Genomic DNA, 17,312 nt, shown 5'->3' on the forward strand with positions numbered 1-17,312 from the left:
GATCGGTGCCTCCTCGATTTAGCGAGCAGCCATGCGCAAGGCGCCATCCAGACGGATGACTTCGCCGTTGAGCATGCTGTTTTCGATGATGTGCCGCGCCAGTGCCGCGTATTCCTCCGGCTTGCCCAGCCGAGGCGGGAATGGGACGCCGGCGCTGAGACTCTCGCGTACTTGCGGCGTCATGCCCGCCATCATGGGCGTCTCGAAGATGCCCGGCGCGATGGTCATGACGCGAATGCCGAAACGCGCCAGCTCCCGTGCGGCGGGCAGTGTGAGACTGACAATGGCGCCCTTGGACGCCGCATAGGCCGCCTGACCGATCTGGCCGTCATAGGCGGCGATCGACGCAGTATTGATGATCACCCCGCGTTCGCCGCCTTGGTCCGGCTTGCCTTCGGCCATCACCGCAGCGGCAAGGCGCATCAGATTGAAACTGCCGACGAGGTTGACGTTGATGACCTGACTGAAGCTCGACAACCCGTGAGGGCCTTCTTTGCCGAGGATTTTTTGCGCACCGACGATGCCCGCACAATTGATGACGCCCTGCACGCGACCGAACTCGGCCAACGTTTGATCGAGCGCGGCCTTTACGGCCTCCTCCCGGGTGATGTCGGTGACGCATGCACGCGCATCAGCACCCAGTGCGTGCAGCTGCGTCTGAAGGGCCTCGGCGTTGACGTCCAGCAACATGACCTTCGCGCCCGCGTCGATCAGCATCCGCGCAGTCGCAGCGCCCAGCCCGGAGGCACCGCCACTGACCAGAAATACCTTGCCTTGGATCTGCATGATGGTGTCGTCCTTACACTTTTATTGTTCGAGTGACGGAATACTCTGCCCTGGCGACCGGATGAGCAATAGTCAAAGCGCGCATCGACAGTGGCGCTTTTAGCCAGTGAGCGCGCCCCTCGCCCAGCGCCGCTGCGAACAATGTGTCAGGTCTTGCGTTGCAGCACGGCCTCTCCGGCTTGCGGGGACAGTCGCAGGTTGTCCAGCAACGCCAGTGCCGCAATGAGCGCCACCCAGATGAAGGTCAGCTGAAAATCCGCCGTCACGGCCTGCCCTTCGTTGCCGTGCAGGTACATCGAGCCGCGCAACAACAGGGCGGCGATGGCCACGCCCAGGCCCATGCTGAGCTGGAAAAACATGCTGAACAGGGTCGACGCGTGACTCATCTGCGCCTTGGGGACATCCGCGAAACCCAGCGTGTTGAAGGCAGTGAACTGCATCGAGCGGGACAGCCCGCCGATGAACAGGATCAACAGAATGAGTGGCCCGCTCATGGCCTCATCGAGCAAGGCGCAGGCGGCAATGGCGCCGATGCCGATCAGGCCGTTTACCATCAGCACCTGGCGGAAACCCCAGCGCTGCATGATGGCGCTGGTGAACGGTTTCATCGCCAGGTTGCCGGCAAACACGCCCAGCACCAGCAGCCCTGCATCGAAGGCTGACAGCCCGAACCCCACCTGAAACATCAGCGGCAGCAGAAACGGCAGCGTGCTGATGGCGATCCGGAAAGCCGAGCCACCCAGCAAACTGACGCTGAAGGTGCGAATCGTAATCCCACCGACGTTCAACAACGGTTGCGCATGCCTGCGCATGTGCAGCCACGCCACCACGCCGCACAACAGGCCGACGCCGGTCACCAGCAGTCCCGACCATTGGCTGGCGCGCCCCTGGCCGAGCATTTCCATGCCATACAGGATCGCTGTGCAGGCAACGCCGACGAGCACAAAGCCCGGCAAATCGAAGGGCCGCGAGCTGACTTCGTTGCGGCGCGGAATGAGGATCAGCGCGGCAATCAGGGCCAGCACACCGAGCGGCAAGTTGAGGTAGAAAATCCACGGCCATGACGCGTGGGTCACGATGAACCCGCCTAACGGAGGCCCGACCACCGGCGCCACCAGACCCGGCCAGGTAATCAGCGAAATCGCCCGCACCAGGTCCTTTTTCTCGGTCGCGCGCATCACAGCCAGGCGCCCCACCGGGACCATCATCGCGCCACTGATGCCTTGCAGGACACGAGCGGCGACGAACGACTCCAGACTGCCACTGATGCCACACAGCAGCGACGACACCGTGAACAGCACGATCGCGCTGCCGAAGACCAGCCGCGAACCCAGCCGGTCCGCCATCCAGCCGCTGATGGGGATGAACGCAGCAATGGCCAGCATGTAGGCGCTCATGCCGATGTTGAGGTCGACCGCCGCGACGTTGAATGTTTTCGCCATGTCCGGCAATGCCGTGGCGATGACCGTCGCGTCGAGGTTTTCCATGAAAAACGTGACCGCGACCAGCAAGGCGATCAGCGTCGATTGACGTTGCGACATCCGCGTTCCCTTCAATGAGCCTGGCAGGCAGCGCGCTAGGATATCGCTTTCGCCTGGCGGGCAGCAGCGCGAATCCGCCCTTTTCTCCTCCATGTGGTTGTGGGCGATCAGCGAACGCTTTGCCACGGAACTGTCCCTGCGCCTCTGTTACGGAATTAACTGTCTGGTACATTTTAAGTACAACGGTCGCCCAATGGTGTGGGCACCTCAGAACAAGAGCCTGTCGCGATGACTTTGAACTCAACACAACTTTCCATTCTGGCTGGCCTCATCGGGGCCGGCATTCAGGCATCCCTTACACCATCACTGCACGAGCACGAAGGTGACGCCCAAGGGATGCGCTATCTGTATCGCCTCATCGACATCGATGCGCAGAACCTGGACGCCACCGCCCTGCCCGGGCTGATCGATGGTGCCCAGCGCAGCGGCTTCACCGGTCTGAATATCACCTACCCATGCAAGCAGGCGGTCATCCCGCTGCTCGATGAATTGTCGCCGGAAGCGCGCGCCATCGGCGCGGTCAACACGGTGGTGTTCAGAAACGGGCGGCGCATCGGCCACAACACCGATTGCCTGGGCTTTGCCGAAGGCTTTCGCCGCGGGCTGGGCGACGTCGCCAAACGCCGCGTGGTGCAAATGGGCGCTGGCGGCGCAGGTGCCGCAGTGGCCCATGCGCTGCTGGGCGAAGGCGTTGGTGAGCTGGTGATTTTCGACGTCGACGCCGGCCGCGCCCAAAGCCTGGTGGACAACCTGAACGCCCACATAGGCGAGGGCCGCGCGCGGGTCGGCCATGACCTGCCGGCCGCCATGGCCAACGCCGATGGACTGGTGAACACCACGCCAGTGGGCATGAGCAAGCTGCCCGGCACGCCGCTGCCGGTCGAATTGCTGCGCGCGGATCTGTGGGTGGCGGAGATCATTTATTTCCCGCTGCAGACCGCATTGCTTGCCCACGCCAGGGAACTGGGTTGCCGCACGCTGGACGGCGGCACGATGGCGGTCTTTCAAGCGGTCAAGGCATTCGAACTGTTCACCGGCGTCCCGGCGAACGCCGAGCGGATGCAGGCTTTCTTCAGCGCACTGGCGCACTGAGTCCGTCAGCTTCGACACCGCTCGCGACGCCGGTGTCGAACGTCAGTCCACACCGGGCCAGGCCTTAACGGACGGCCCGCCGAGACCCAGCTCAAGGCATCAGGTAGCGGGCGACCGAATCGCTGATCATCGCTTTCTGTCGCGACTTCACGTCCCGGTCCTCGAGGTCGATCTGGAAGATCTCCGAAAATGTGTGACGGTTCGACACGCGATAAAAGCAGAACGAGCTGATCAGCATGTGCAGGTCCACCGCCTGCACGCCCGGGCGGAATGTGCCGTCCTTTTCGCCACGGCGCAGGGTCTGATCCAGCGCCTGCAAGACATGTTGGCTCAGGTCGCGAATGGTCGGTGACTGCTTGACGTTTTCACCGTTGTGGATGTTTTCGATGCACACGATGCGCACGAAATCGACGTTGCGGTCATGGTGATCGAAGGTGAACTCGACCAGACGCTTGATCGCCTGAGCAGGCGGCAGAACGTCCAGATTCAGGCTGCTTTCGGTGTGGCGGATGTCCCCGTACAGCTTCTCCAGCACTTCGCTGTACAGCTGTTCCTTGCTGTTGAAGTAGTAATAGATCATCCGCTTGGAGGTTTGCGTCCGTTCGGCGATGGCATCGACCCGGGCGCCCGACAGTCCTTGGGCTACAAACTCGGCGACGGCCGCCTGCAGGATGCCGTCTCGGGTTTTTTCCGGATTGTTCTTGCGGCTTTTGCGTGGCGCCTCTGCGGGCACTTCGGCAAAGGTCTCGTCGACAGTTTTCATGCTTGGCTCACGACCACGGTGGAATCGCGCGATTATGAGCCGCGCTGCCGCGTTACGGAAGCGGCATATGCCAGCATGTTGCGCATCCGCTCACAGCCGCTTCTGCCGCGCCCCTCCGCTTCGCGATTTGGCCATGGCGGCCAGACGCACGGCCACGTTGGCGGCGCCATAACCGGCGTAGCCATTCTTGCGCTGCAGGATTTCGAAGAAAAACCGGTCGTCGAACGCTTCGGTGTAGACGTGAAACAGCTCGCCGCCGTTGGCATCGCGGTCATAGAGCACGTTGTAATACGCCAGCTCGCTGAGGAATTCGTCGTCGAAATCGAAACGGGCTGCCAGGTCGTCGTAGTAGTTCAGCGGAATGTCCAGCAGTTGCACGCCCGCTTCTTTGGCTCGGGCAACCTGGGCAAAGATGTCATCACACGAGAACGCAATGTGGTGCACGCCCGAGCCGCGATAGCTGGACAGCGCATGAGAAATCGCCGTGTTGCGGTTCTCGGAAATGTTCAGCGGCAGGCGCACGGTGCTGCAGCGACTGCGCAATGCACGGCTTTTTACCAGACCGTAGGGGTCGGGCAGCACAACTTCGTCGTCCGCCTCGAAATCCAGCAGGCCTTTGTAGAAAAGCACCCAGCTGTCGAGACTTTCGGCCGGCAACGCCATGGCCATGTGATCAATCCGCTGCAAGCCGCCGCGAGGGGCTGGTGTGCTGCCGATTGTGAAGTCGCTGTCGTAGATCGACTGCCCGGGCGCTGCCGGTTCGACCAGATAGATCAGACTGCCGTCTGGCGCGCGGACCGCCGGAATCTCCCGTTCATTGGGCCCCACCAGCCCGCGATAAGGCTGGCCCTTGTACTGTCGGGCACGTTCCAGCGCGGTGCTTGCGTCCCGCACGCGCAGTGCAGTGGCGCACAGCGACGGGCCGTGGGATTCGAAAAAACTGTGGGCAAACGAATAAGGCTCGGCGTTGAGCACGATCTTGATGTCGCCCTGCCCCAGCAGGCTCACGGCCTTGGAGCGATGCTGGCCGAGTTTGGCGAAACCCAGGTCCTCCAGCCAGTGGCTCAGTCGGGCGCCCTGCGCATCGTCGACGGCAAATTCGAGAAACTCGACGCCGTCGTAAGCACTCGCCGCCGGCGGACTGAATAGCAGTTCCGGCGCGACGGGCTGCGCTTCCTGCTGAAGTCGCTCGCGGGTTTTCTCTTCCAGATAAAGCAACGAACGCAATCCATCCGCAGCATTGGCCCGCGTGGGCGCTGCACGAAAACCGTCGTTGAAGATTTCCAGCGACAGCGGCCCGGTGTAGCCGCTCTTGAGAATCGGCGCGAGAAAGCCCGGCAGGTCGAACTCACCCTGGCCGGGGAAGCAGCGGAAATGCCGACTCCACTCCAGCACGTCCATGGCGAGCAACGGCGCGTCTGCCATTTGCACGAAGAAGATCTTGTCGCCGGGGATGTCGGCGATGGCGCGAGGATCGCCCTTGAGCGACAGCGTGTGGAAGCTGTCGAGCAGCACGCCCAGCGCAGGATGATCGATCTGGCGCACCAGGTTCCACACCTGCTGCCAGGTGTTCACATGCCGCCCCCAGGCCAGGGCCTCGTAACCGATCCGGAGCTGGCGCGCCCCGGCCCGCTCGGCCAGCAGCGACAAGTCGTCCAGCAGGACACGTTCATCGCCGAGCGAATCGTTGGCGGTATTGCTGCAGACCAGCACCAGATCGGTGCCCAGTTCCTGCATCAGGTCGAACTTGCGCTCGGCACGGTCGACATTGCGTTGCAAGCGGTCCCGGCGGCAGCCTTCGAAGTCACGAAACGGCTGGAACAGCGTAATGGCGATACCCAGGTCGGCGCACATCTGGCGCACGTTGCGGGGGCTGCCATCGTAGTAGAGAAGGTCGTTTTCGAAGATCTCAACGCCGTCAAACCCGGCGGCGGCAATGGCTTCAAGTTTTTCCGGCAGTGTTCCGCTCAAAGAAACGGTGGCGATCGAGCGCTGCATTAGGTGACTCCTGAGTGATCTCATGGCCGCACCCGGACAAGCCGATCGTTGTCGGCTGCAGCCTGGGTGTCAAAGCGATTATTCTCCCGGTATCCTTTTACAGCAATTTAAATGTACGGACCGGTTAGTTTTGTGTTCGATAATCGCCCAGAAGAGCCCTGAGTCAATTGACGCTCTCGCCGTCGGTGTCCACCATCGTTTGCACATTGTCGGACAAGGTGAACAACACAGCTCCAGCCCGCTGCCGCCTTGCATCCGGGTACGCGTCACCAGACAGAACCATAACAATTCCAAGACAGGTTAAATGCTCATGCGCTCATACCCTGCTACGCCTGCGCCTGCCGCAGCGACCCCCGTGCATCCACATGCCGGGATCGGCGAGAAAATCCGCGGCGCCTTCGCCATCGGCAAGACACGCTGGGGCATGCTCGCCCTGGTGTTCTTCGCTACCACGCTGAACTACATCGACCGCGCCGCGCTGGGCGTCATGCAGCCGATCCTGGCCGAGAAGATGAGCTGGACGGCGATGGACTACGCCAATATCAATTTCTGGTTCCAGGTCGGCTACGCCGGCGGCTTTCTGTTGCAGGGCCGGTTCATCGACAAGGTTGGCGTCAAACGGGCGTTCTTCCTCGCCGTTCTGCTCTGGAGCTTCGCCACCGGCGCCCACGGACTGGCGACCTCCGCGGCCGGCTTCATGGTCTGTCGCTTCATTCTTGGCCTGACCGAAGCGGCCAATTACCCGGCCTGCGTCAAGACCACGCGTTTGTGGTTTCCGGCAGGCGAGCGCGCCGTCGCGACCGGGATCTTCAACGCCGGGACCAACGTCGGCGCCATGGTCACTCCCGCCTTGTTGCCGCTGATCCTCACCGTGTGGGGCTGGCAGGCCGCTTTTCTTTGCATGAGCGCGCTGGGCCTGACCTGGGTGGTGATCTGGCGCTTGAAGTATTTCAACCCCGAAGATCACCCGACGGTGCGCCAGAGCGAGCTGGAATACATTCATCAGGGCAACGAGCCTGATTCCGCTCCGGCAAAGGTGCCCTTTTCGCAGATTCTGAAAATGCGCGGCACCTGGGCCTTCGCCCTGGCCTACGCCCTGACGGCGCCGGTGTTCTGGTTTTACCTGTACTGGCTGCCGCCGTTTCTCAATCAGCAATACAACCTGGGCATCAGCGTCACGCAAATGGGCATTCCGCTGATGCTGATCTGGCTGACCGCCGACTTCGGCAGCATCGGTGGCGGCATTCTGTCTTCCTGGCTGATCGGTCGCGGAATGCGCGCGACGACGGCGCGGCTGGTGTCGATGCTGGTTTTCGCCCTGACGATCATCTGTGTGGTCTTCGCCGCCAACGCCAGCGGGCTGTGGATGGCGGTGCTGGCGATTGCCCTGGCGGTCGGCGCGCATCAGGCGTGGACGGCGAATATCTGGAGTCTGGTGATGGACTACACGCCCAAGCACATGATGAGCACGGTATTCGGCTTCGGCGGCATGTGCGCCTCCATCGGCGGGATGTTCATGACCCAGATCGTCGGCGCCGTGCTCACCGCGACTCATAACAACTACAGCGTGCTGTTCATGCTCATCCCGGCGATGTACTTCATCGCGCTGGTGTGGATGTACCTGATGGCGCCACGGGATGTCGACCCGACCGGCGAATGAGCCGGACAGGCCCGTTACCTCGGGCCACCGCACCGCTTGCCGACGTCGGGCCAGGTACTAACCGCAGGCCCGAGTCGGCGCCCCTCAACCACCCTTCTTGCGTTGTTGCCAGGCGGCCGCCAGACCGCTGAGGCAGATGATGGCGATGCCCGCCTGGGCAGTCAGCGATGGTGCATGGTTGAACACGATGAAACCCCAGAGCCCGGCAAAGACGATCTGGCAATACCCGAACGGCGCCAGCAGCGCGGGCGCGGCAAAGCGGAACGCCTGAGTGAGCATCAAATGCGCGACCATTCCGCAGGTGCCCAGTGCCAGCATGAAGGGGATGTGTCGCCACTCCGGTGACTGCCAGAAGAACGGCACGATGGCGCTCATCAGCAGGCTGTTGAACAGCCCGGCGAAGAAGTTGCTGGTGGTCGGGCTGTCATGCGCCGCGACCAGTCGCGTCAGCAACTGATAACAGGCAAAGCACAATGCTGATCCCAGCGGCAGCAGGATCGCCGGGGTGAACAATTCGCCGCCCGGGTGCACGATCACCATCACGCCGCCGAACCCCACCAGCACCGCGATCCACTGTCCGCGGCTGACCGTTTCCTTGAGCAATGGCACCGACAATGCCGTCACCAGCAACGGGGCGAGGAAGTTGACCGCGGTCGCCTCCGCGATCGGGATGAACATCAGGCCGCTGGTGAACAGCAGACTAGTGCCAAGCAGACACACTGCGCGCAACGCCTGCAGGCCGGGCTTTTTGGTGCGCAGCACACGCAGCCCGGACGACGGCATGAAGATGCACGCCATCAGCGCGGTGTGCACGACATACCGAATCCACACGACCATCATGATCGGGTAGATGCCGGAGAGGTATTTGGAGAGCGTGTCGTGACTGGAAAACAGAAAGGTCGCCAGGACGATCAGTGCGATCCCCTTGAGCGGCTGGTTGACGCCGGAGAGCGGCGTGCTGGTGTTACTCATCAGCTTTCCTTTGGCCTTGCGTGAATGCGTGGTCAGTCCGTTGCCTCTGCGAGCATCTGGCCAGACGTTAGAAGAATATAGAAGGAGTCGTCAGATAACCAAACAAACCTGAAACATCGAGTCGTTTTTCTGACCGCTCGGTGACGCTTTCATCCACCTTTTCAACCCGCCTGGCGCCACGCGCAGGCCGGTGTCTCTTTTCCGCGGCCCTGATTTCACGCAGACTGCCGCTCTGGACAGCTCGGGATCGGGGACAACGTGGATCGTATTCAGGAAATGAGCATTTTCGTGGCCGTTGCCGAAGGTCCCAGTTTCGCCTCGGTTTCACGTCGTCTGGATCTGTCCACGGCCACCGTGACCCGTGCCGTCGCGCAGCTGGAAAGCCGGCTGGGGACCTTGCTGGTGGTCCGCACGACACGCCAGCTGCGTCTGACCGAATCCGGTCTGCGCTTCGCCGAAGACTGTCGGCGCCTGTTGTCGGACCTGCACGAGGCGGAAAGCTCCGCTGCCGGCATCCACGCCACGCCTCACGGGCAACTGACGATCACCGCGCCCCAGGTTTTCGGCGACCTGCACGTTACGCCGATCATGACCGAGTACCTGACCTCGCACCCGCAGGTGCAGATCCGCGCGCTATTGATGGACCGCGTCGCCGCGCAGTTGGAAGAAGGCATCGACGTGTCGGTGCGCATCGGTCAATTGCCCGACTCATCGCTGACCGCGATCCGCGTCGGTCAGGTGCGGCGCATGGTCTGCGCCTCCCCCGCCTATCTCGCCGCCCACGGCACACCCATGCACCCCCATGAACTCGTCCAGCGCGAAACCGTTTCCGTGGTGATCACCGGACGCAGTGTCGACTGGGGTTTCAAGATCGACGGCCGCGTGCAGGATGTGAAGGTGCAGTCCAGACTGGCCATGACCTCGTTCACCGCCTCCATACACGCTGCCGTCGATGGCTGGGGGCTGACTCAGGTGCCGTCTTACCAGATCCGCAGCCGACTGCAATCCGGCGCGCTGTGCGCGGTGCTCGAGTCCTTCGAGGTTCCGCCGATGCCGGTCTACGTGGTGTACGCAGAAGGACGTCGCGGCTCCTCGAAAGTCCGCTCCTTCGTTGACTTGTGTGTCACGCGTCTGCGCGCGGATCTGGACTACGCCGTGACCGACCAGTGAACGGCGCTGTTGGGCGCAGCCGCTGACGGCTGAGTGGATACCCCCGCGGCAAAGGTTTGTGAGGAATGAAAAAGGTTGATCGATGGATAAGTTGCTGGCACTGAAAATGTTCGTGGAAACCGTCGACGCCAAGGGCTTTTCGGCAGCCGCACGGCAACTGGGGGTGGCGACCTCCAGTGTGACCCGGATGATCGACTCGCTCGAGTCGGAGCTGGGCACCGTGTTGTTCAATCGCTCGACCCGTCAGGTCACGGTGTCCGACGCGGGCGCGGCGTACTACCAGCGGGCGCGCAAGATTCTCGAGGACGTGGCCGACGCCGACGCGACCGTCACGGACACCGACGAGGAGCCTTCCGGGCCGCTGCGCATTTCAGTGCCCACCGCCTTCGGCCGCCGGATCATCGCGCCGCGCCTGGGCATGCTCATGGCCCGCCACCCGCGGCTGGAGCTCGACATTACGCTGACCGACAACATCGTCGACCTGTTTTCCGAACGCGTTGACCTGTCCATCCGGCTGGGTGCTGCAGCGCCCATGGATGGCGTGGTGTCGCGCACGCTGGGTGAGTTCCGTCGCCGCGTGGTTGCCAGCCAGGCTTACCTGACCGATCGGGGCGAGCCGCTGAAACCTGCGGATCTGGCCAGCCATGACTGCCTGCGTTTCAACTTCGGCAGCCCTCAGCAGAGCTGGAATTTTCTGTCGATTGAGGGCGAGGTCCGGGTGCCGGTCAGCGGTCGCTTCAAGAGCAACAACGCGGAAGTCCTGCGCGAGATGGCGAAGGCTGGCGGAGGCATCGCGCTGCTGCCGGACTGGCTGATCGATGAAGATATCGCCGACGGCGCGCTGATCGAATTGTTCGAACACAGCCCGGCCTACCCGGACAACGCAGTGGGCCAGATCAGCGCCCTCTATCTGCCGAACCACCGAGGGTCCAGGCGGGTCAAGGCGTTCATTGCGTTCATGCACGAGATCCTCGCTCGCTGATGCCCTTGCAGCCTGCGCAACGGGCTTTTGCGCAGGCGGCCGATTCTCCCGGCAACGCATGCGCCGTAACGTGGAGGCCATCACACACCTTCCACGCAACACGCATTCGAGACCACGACCATGAAGCTCTTCACCCCGATCACGCTCGGCCACCTGACCCTGAACCACCGCGTCGCGATGGCGCCGCTTACCCGCTCCCGCGCGGGCCAGCCGGGCAATGTGCCGACGCCGATGAACGTCGAGTATTACCGTCAGCGGGCCAGCGCGGCACTGATCGTTACCGAAGCCACGCAGATTTCCCCGCAGGGTCAGGGTTATGCCTGGACGCCCGGCATCCACAGCGCCGAACAGGTCGCCGGGTGGAAGCAGGTCAGCGACGCGGTGCATGGCGAAGGCGGCAGGATTTTCCTGCAGCTGTGGCATGTCGGCCGAGTGTCGCATCCCGTGTTTCAGCCCGGTGGCGGCTTGCCGGTCGCGCCAAGTGCCCTGCCCGTGCCTGGCAAGACATTCATCCTCGACGAACAGGGCCAAGGCGTCTGGGGTGATGTCCCGGTCCCGCAGGCAATGACGATCGAAGGCATCCAGGCGATCATCGCCGATTATCGCCGCGCTGCCCGCAACGCAATGCTCGCCGGAATGGATGGCGTGGAGATTCATGCGGGCAACGGTTATCTGCTCGATCAGTTCATCAACTCGGCCAGTAACGTGCGCGACGACGCTTACGGTGGCTCTATCGAGAACCGCGCACGTCTGGTGCTCGAGGTCACCCGAGCGGTCATCGATGAGGTGGGCGCGCAGCGGGTGGCCGTGCGCCTGACGCCGATGGGTCGCTTCATGGGCATGGGCGACGACACCCCGGAAGACACCTTCAGCTACATCGTCCGCCAGCTCGACATGCTGAATCTGGCGTATCTGCATCTGGTAGAACCGGCAATGGTCGGCACCGTGCGCGATGAGCAGTTCGACCCGCGCTGGGACGTGATCATCAAACGTCTGCGTGGCGAGTTCAAAGGCCCGCTCATGCTGGCGGGCGGCTACGACCAGCAGAGCGCCGAACAGGCTCTGCTGGATGGGCGCGCCGACCTGATTGCCTTCGGCCGCCCCTTCATCGCCAACCCGGATCTGCCCGCCCGCCTGCGCGGTAATCATCCGCTCAACGTGGCCGACAGCGAACGCTTCTTCGGTGGCGATGCGCAGGGCTATATCGATTATCCGGCGATGGCGTAATCGCGGTCCGGGCCAGTTCTGAACGTTATGATTGTCTGCCGTGCAACACCCTATGAGTGGAAGCCGGACAATCTCGCGCTTTTCATCAACTGCGATGATTTGCCGTATCGACAATCAGTATTTCTGGCCCGTCAACCCCATGACTAACATGACCCCATCAGCAAGCCATGCCCTGTCTGCGTGCTCAAACGGACAGGTGGGAGCCCGTCATGAAATATGCACTTTTTGCCGCACTTTCCCTGTTCAGTGTCTATGCCTCGGCCAGTGACTCAGCTGACGCTGCAACGTCCAGCAGCGCAGCGAGCCCGGCCACTCAGTACGATTACACGCAGGATCTGGACATCGCCAAGGTCGTTCGCATCAGCAATGCCAACGCGGGCGCCGACCGCTGCGGCCCGGTGAAGGCGCAAATGGAGTACCTGGACAGCAAAGGCGTGACGCACAAGCTGGAGTACACACGCCTGGGCGACACTTGCGAAAACGGCTGATCTTTACTAAACGACCCGCGTCGCTCAAAGAAACACGCCAACGCCTAGCGACGAACCGACTCCGGGTGCTCGTCGTCCTGCCCCACCATCAACATCAACGCGTCACGCTTGGCCAGCAAATGCTGACGCAGGATGGCGCTCAGGCGTTTGCCGTCCCGGGCCTCGAGCGCCTGGATCATCTCCTCGTGGTCGTGCACCGCCCTGTCCCACTTCGGAGCCTGAAGATTGGAGCGAAAGCGCAGCGCCTGGATGCGCCCGTTCAGCGCCATGTAGGTCTGACGCAACGCCGAATTGCGTGCCGCCTGATTGATCAGGTCGTGAATGGCCCGGTTGCGCTGGTAGTAACCCGGCAGGTCGTTCTGGTTCTTGCACACCACCATCGCGTAATGCAGGGCCTTGATTTCGTCCAACTCGTCGACCGTGATGCGTTCACACGCCAACTCACCGGCGAAGGCTTCCAGACCGCTCATCAGCTCGAACGCTTCACGGATTTCCAGTTCCGACATTCGCGCGACACTGGCGCCGCGGTTGGGCCAGATGTCGATCAGACCCTCTGCCGCCAGCACTTTCAGCGCTTCACGCAACGGCGTCCGGGAAATGCCCAGCGTCTCGCACAGTTCACGCTCGTTCAGCTTGGTGCCCGGACCCAGCGTGCCCTCGATGATGAAGCCGCGCAAATGCTCCACCACGGTGTCGTGCAGGCGCTGGCGCGCGAGTTTCGGCAGTTGCCGCACACCCTCCACAAGCGACGGGAAATCTGAATCTTGCATACAAAATCCTCTCGGCGATGGAGGAATACTAAGACATATTTCCTGATTTGACAGGCGGCTGGTGTGGATTGGCCACCTCTACCCATCGAATTGACGCGGCTCAAAGCACTGCTAATGTAGTTTGCATTCAAAATACAAAAACAGAGGCGCGCCATCATGAAACTCGATTTCCACCCTGCCGGTCGTCATTTTCTGCAGATTCCAGGGCCCAGCCCGGTGCCGGACCGCATCTTGCGAGCCATGAGTTACCCCACCATCGATCACCGTGGCCCTGAGTTCGGCGAACTCGGGCTCAAGGTGCTGAGCGGCATCAAAAAGATCTTCAAAACCGATCAGCCCGTGATCATCTACCCGGCGTCCGGCACCGGCGCCTGGGAAGCCGCGCTGTGCAACACGTTGAGCGCAGGTGACAAAGTGCTGATGTTCGAAACCGGCCATTTCGCCACGCTCTGGAAGAAAATGGCGGAAAGCCTGGGCATCGAGCCTGAGTTTCTGGGTCGGCCCGGCATCGAAGGCTGGCGCCATGGCGTGGACGCCGGGAAGATCGAGGAACGCCTGCGCAGCGATTCAGCGCATGCCATCAAGGCGGTGTGCGTCGTGCACAACGAAACCAGCACCGGCGTCACGTCGGACATTGCCGCGGTGCGCAGGGCCATCGATGCCGCCGGGCACCCGGCCCTGTTGCTGGTGGACACCATTTCCGGCCTCGCTTCGGCGGATTATCGTCACGATGAATGGGGCGTCGATGTGACCGTTTCCGGCTCGCAGAAAGGCCTGATGCTGCCGCCCGGCATCAGCTTCAACGCGATCTCGACCAAAGCCATTGCCGCCAGCCAGACCGCGCGTCTGCCGCGCAGCTTCTGGGCGTGGGACGAAATCATCGAGATGAATAAATCCGGGTATTGGCCCTACACGCCCAATACCAATCTGCTGTACGGCTTGTCTAAGGCGCTGGACATGATTCTGGGCGAAGGTCTGGACAACGTGTTCGCTCGCCATCATCGCCTGGCGCAGGCCTGCCGCATCGCGGTCAATGCCTGGGGCCTGCCGATCCAGTGCGCCGACCCGGCCGTCTACAGTCCGGTGCTCACCGGCGTGATGACCCCCGACGGCGTGGACGCCGATCAGGTGCGCAAGGTCATTTACGAGCGCTTCGACATGTCGCTGGGCACGGGCCTTGGCAAGATGAAGGGCCGCATGTTCCGCATCGGTCACCTGGGCGACTGCAACGATCTGACGCTGATGGCGACCTTGGCCGGCTGCGAAATGGGCCTGCAGATGGCGGGCGTGAAACTCAACGGCAGCGGCATCGCGGCGGCCATGGATTTCATCGGTTCGCAAGACGTGCCTTTCCGGCGGTAAACAGGCAACTGGGCGGTAATCGGTTTACCGCCTGAAGCCTGCGACGTACACCTGCTCCTGATCTATCCCGACTCACGCGCCTGCCTGGCGCGAACAATAAGAAACTGGAGATAGCGTCATGAAACTGTTTCGCCTGCGCCCTACGAGCATGGTGCTGTTCATGCTCTGCATCATGTATTTCATCACCTACCTGGACCGCGTCAACGTCAGCACCGCCGCTTCGGGCTTCGGCGCTGAATTCGGCTTGTCCAATACGCAGATTGGTCTGGTGTTTTCGGCCTTTGCGTATCCCTACCTGGTCTTTCAGGTCATCGGCGGCTGGATCAGCGACAAATACGGCGCCCGGCGCACGCTGATCGTCTGCGGCGCGCTGTGGGGACTGGCGACCGTGCTGACCGGTTTCGCCGGCGGCCTGTTGTCGTTACTGGCCGCACGTCTGCTGCTCGGGCTGGGAGAAGGCGCGACCTTTCCCGCCGCCACCGCCGCGATGTCCCGCTGGGTCGCCAAGGAAAAACGCGGATTCGCCCAAGGCATTACCCACTCCGCCGCACGCATCGGCAACGCAGTCGCCCCTGCAGCCGTGGTGGCGATCATGGCCGCCTATAGCTGGCGTGCGGCGTTCTTCGTGTGTGGCGCCATCAGTCTGGTCTGGGTCGTGCTTTGGGCGTTCGTTTTCGCCGAACATCCCAAGGACCATCCGCGCATCACCCAGGCCGAACTGGCGCTGCTGCCGCTGCCCAAGGGCAAGGCGCCGAAAGTCCCGTGGAAAGCGCTGTTCAGGCGCATGTTTCCGGTGACCATCGTGTACTTCTGCTATGGCTGGACGCTGTGGTTGTTCCTGTCCTGGATTCCGCAATACTTCCTGCACAGTTACAACATGGACCTGAAGAAATCGGCAATCTTCGCCTCGGCGGTGTTCCTCGCCGGCGTGGTCGGCGACACCCTCGGCGGCTTGGTCACCGACCGCCTGCTGATCAAGACCCGATGCCTGAAACGCTCGCGCAGCTGGATGGTTGCAGTGTGCATGTTTCTGACCCTCGCGTGCCTGGTGCCGGTGATGTTCGGGCACAACGCTTACGTGTCGATGGTGTGTTTGGCAGGCGGCTTTTTCTTCGCGGAGATGACCATCGGACCGATGTGGGCGATTCCCATGGACATCGCACCGGAGTTCAGCGGCACCGCCAGCGGCATCATGAGCACCGGCTCGGCTGCGGCGGCGATTCTGTCGCCCGTGGTTTCAGGGTATCTGATTGACCGCTATGGCAGTTGGGACCTGCCTTTCGCCGGCAGCATGCTGCTGATGGCCATTGGTGTGATTCTGGCGTTCGGGATGAAGCCGGAACATAAATTCGAGAACCCGACCGAGCCTGTCGTCGGCGCCGGGAACGCGCCTGAGCATCCGACGACTTCCGTCGTGGTCAGCAAATGAGGTTAAAGTAACGACGCTGGCTCCGCCGTCCGTTGCCCTCCTGCGAGCGGGCTGTGGAGCGCTTTCCATTCAATAGCATGAAGGAAGTCCCGCGTGAATCAATCGTCTCACCCAGCGAACATTGCCGAATTGATCGTCGACGCCATGCGCAATGGTCAGAAGATCGCCGAGATCCGTCCCGAGTACGTCCCTGCCGATGCCGCTGGCGCGTACGCCCTGCAACGGGAAATCCTGCGCTTGCGTGACACCACCGTGGGTGGCTGGAAAGTCGGCTCCAAATCCACCTCGGGCGGTCCGATCAACGGCGCACTGCTGCCGGAAGACGGGCTGTTTGCCAGCGGCAGTCAGGTGGAGTGCGTCGACTACCCTTCGCCCATTCTCGAGCTGGAGGTTGCCTTTCGCCTGAACCGCGAATTCGTGCCCCGTGAAGCGCCGTACTCCGATGAAGAAGTCATAAGCGCCATCGGCTTCATGGCCGCGACCATCGAAGTGGTTTCCAGCCGCTTCGCAGCGTGGCCGAAGGTCGAGCCGTTACTGGCACTCGGTGATCTGTTGAACCACGGTGCGCTGATCGTTGGCGATTTCGTGCCTTACGACGCCAGCTTTCCCTTCGTCGAGCCAGCGCTGACGTTCACCTACGGCGACGAAGACATCGTCCCGGGCGACGGCGCCAATCCGGCCGGCGATCCGCGCCGCCTGTTGCCGTGGCTGGTCAATCACCACACCGGCAACGGCCAGCGTGTCACGCCTGATCTGGTGATCACCACCGGCTCCTACACCGGCATGTACCAGACCAAAGGCCCCGGACAAGCCGTGGGCGAGATCCGCGGTCTACCGCCCGTATCGGTCGAATTGATCTGAGGCCCAGCCTCACCGCAAAGCCCCGGCGGGAGTGAGCCAACGTTCTTTAACGCCCCCTTCGATCAGCGGCCTGACACTCGACGCCTTCCCGGCTAAAGCCAGTCCTACGAACAGCGTGCGGCGTCTGTAGGACCGGCTTTAGCCGGGAAAGGGCCTAACGCCGGTCTTACGAACAGCGTGCGGCGTCTGTAGGACCGGCTTCAGCCGGGAA

15 protein-coding genes are annotated in these 17,312 nt (G+C 62.3%); 9 read left to right on the forward strand and 6 right to left on the reverse strand.

Annotated features, from left to right (window positions below; translation table 11 throughout):
- Positions 1 to 18: 18 nt before the first annotated feature.
- Both BMZ10_RS04545 and BMZ10_RS04550 read right to left on the reverse strand, forming a co-directional pair.
- Positions 19 to 786 carry a 3-hydroxyacyl-CoA dehydrogenase gene (locus BMZ10_RS04545; RefSeq protein ID WP_093458834.1) on the reverse strand — a complete coding sequence of 256 codons (768 nt, stop codon included), beginning with the start codon at positions 784 to 786 and terminating at the stop codon, positions 19 to 21.
- Between the two features lie 146 nt (positions 787 to 932).
- Positions 933 to 2,327 carry an MFS transporter gene (locus BMZ10_RS04550; protein ID WP_093458835.1) on the reverse strand — a complete coding sequence of 465 codons (1,395 nt, stop codon included), beginning with the start codon at positions 2,325 to 2,327 and terminating at the stop codon, positions 933 to 935.
- Between the two features lie 228 nt (positions 2,328 to 2,555).
- Here BMZ10_RS04550 and BMZ10_RS04555 point away from each other — a divergent pair, with 228 nt between their 5' ends.
- Positions 2,556 to 3,419: a shikimate dehydrogenase gene (locus BMZ10_RS04555; protein WP_093458836.1), complete on the forward strand. Its 864-nt coding sequence runs from the start codon at positions 2,556 to 2,558 to the stop codon at positions 3,417 to 3,419.
- Between the two features lie 91 nt (positions 3,420 to 3,510).
- On the opposite strand, the gene BMZ10_RS04560 is transcribed toward BMZ10_RS04555, so the two are convergent.
- On the reverse strand, positions 3,511 to 4,182 hold the full coding sequence (locus BMZ10_RS04560) for a TetR/AcrR family transcriptional regulator (RefSeq protein WP_093458837.1): 672 nt from the start codon (positions 4,180 to 4,182) through the stop codon (positions 3,511 to 3,513).
- A 90-nt stretch (positions 4,183 to 4,272) separates the two neighbouring features.
- On the reverse strand, positions 4,273 to 6,180 hold the full coding sequence (gene quiC / locus BMZ10_RS04565) for a 3-dehydroshikimate dehydratase QuiC (protein WP_093458838.1): 1,908 nt from the start codon (positions 6,178 to 6,180) through the stop codon (positions 4,273 to 4,275).
- A 310-nt stretch (positions 6,181 to 6,490) separates the two neighbouring features.
- Here quiC and BMZ10_RS04570 point away from each other — a divergent pair, with 310 nt between their 5' ends.
- Entirely contained in the window at positions 6,491 to 7,840 is a 1,350-nt protein-coding gene (locus tag BMZ10_RS04570) for an MFS transporter (protein ID WP_093460015.1), read from the forward strand.
- Positions 7,841 to 7,924: 84 nt separating this feature from the next.
- On the opposite strand, the gene BMZ10_RS04575 is transcribed toward BMZ10_RS04570, so the two are convergent.
- On the reverse strand, positions 7,925 to 8,812 hold the full coding sequence (locus BMZ10_RS04575) for a DMT family transporter (RefSeq protein ID WP_093458839.1): 888 nt from the start codon (positions 8,810 to 8,812) through the stop codon (positions 7,925 to 7,927).
- Positions 8,813 to 9,070: 258 nt separating this feature from the next.
- Between BMZ10_RS04575 and BMZ10_RS04580 the strand changes: the two genes are divergently transcribed.
- The 4 genes from BMZ10_RS04580 to BMZ10_RS04595 all read left to right on the forward strand — a co-directional run bounded on the left by BMZ10_RS04580 (position 9,071) and on the right by BMZ10_RS04595 (position 12,679).
- Positions 9,071 to 9,982 carry a LysR family transcriptional regulator gene (locus BMZ10_RS04580; RefSeq protein WP_093458840.1) on the forward strand — a complete coding sequence of 304 codons (912 nt, stop codon included), beginning with the start codon at positions 9,071 to 9,073 and terminating at the stop codon, positions 9,980 to 9,982.
- Positions 9,983 to 10,064: 82 nt separating this feature from the next.
- Positions 10,065 to 10,964, forward strand: coding sequence for a LysR family transcriptional regulator (locus BMZ10_RS04585; protein ID WP_093458841.1), 900 nt, complete (start codon positions 10,065 to 10,067; stop codon positions 10,962 to 10,964).
- Positions 10,965 to 11,084: 120 nt separating this feature from the next.
- On the forward strand, positions 11,085 to 12,191 hold the full coding sequence (locus BMZ10_RS04590; RefSeq protein WP_093458842.1) for an alkene reductase: 1,107 nt from the start codon (positions 11,085 to 11,087) through the stop codon (positions 12,189 to 12,191).
- 209 nt (positions 12,192 to 12,400) lie between these two features.
- The gene (locus tag BMZ10_RS04595; protein ID WP_093458843.1) at positions 12,401 to 12,679 is read left to right on the forward strand and encodes a DUF2790 domain-containing protein; all 279 of its coding nucleotides are present in this window, start codon (positions 12,401 to 12,403) and stop codon (positions 12,677 to 12,679) included.
- A 44-nt stretch (positions 12,680 to 12,723) separates the two neighbouring features.
- Here BMZ10_RS04595 and BMZ10_RS04600 read toward each other — a convergent pair whose 3' ends face one another.
- The gene (locus tag BMZ10_RS04600) at positions 12,724 to 13,449 is read right to left on the reverse strand and encodes a GntR family transcriptional regulator (protein WP_093458844.1); all 726 of its coding nucleotides are present in this window, start codon (positions 13,447 to 13,449) and stop codon (positions 12,724 to 12,726) included.
- Between the two features lie 156 nt (positions 13,450 to 13,605).
- Between BMZ10_RS04600 and BMZ10_RS04605 the strand changes: the two genes are divergently transcribed.
- From BMZ10_RS04605 to BMZ10_RS04615, 3 genes are all read left to right on the forward strand, one after another.
- Positions 13,606 to 14,811 carry a pyridoxal-phosphate-dependent aminotransferase family protein gene (locus BMZ10_RS04605; RefSeq protein WP_256214347.1) on the forward strand — a complete coding sequence of 402 codons (1,206 nt, stop codon included), beginning with the start codon at positions 13,606 to 13,608 and terminating at the stop codon, positions 14,809 to 14,811.
- Between the two features lie 118 nt (positions 14,812 to 14,929).
- Positions 14,930 to 16,240: an MFS transporter gene (locus BMZ10_RS04610; RefSeq protein WP_093458846.1), complete on the forward strand. Its 1,311-nt coding sequence runs from the start codon at positions 14,930 to 14,932 to the stop codon at positions 16,238 to 16,240.
- Positions 16,241 to 16,333: 93 nt separating this feature from the next.
- A complete protein-coding gene (locus tag BMZ10_RS04615) occupies positions 16,334 to 17,101 on the forward strand; it encodes a 2-keto-4-pentenoate hydratase (RefSeq protein WP_093458847.1) in 768 nt (255 codons plus the stop codon).
- Positions 17,102 to 17,312: the final 211 nt, after the last annotated feature.

It is taken from the genome of Pseudomonas sp. NFR16, from assembly GCF_900108875.1.
In the GTDB taxonomy this organism is placed as follows: Bacteria; Pseudomonadota; Gammaproteobacteria; order Pseudomonadales; family Pseudomonadaceae; genus Aquipseudomonas.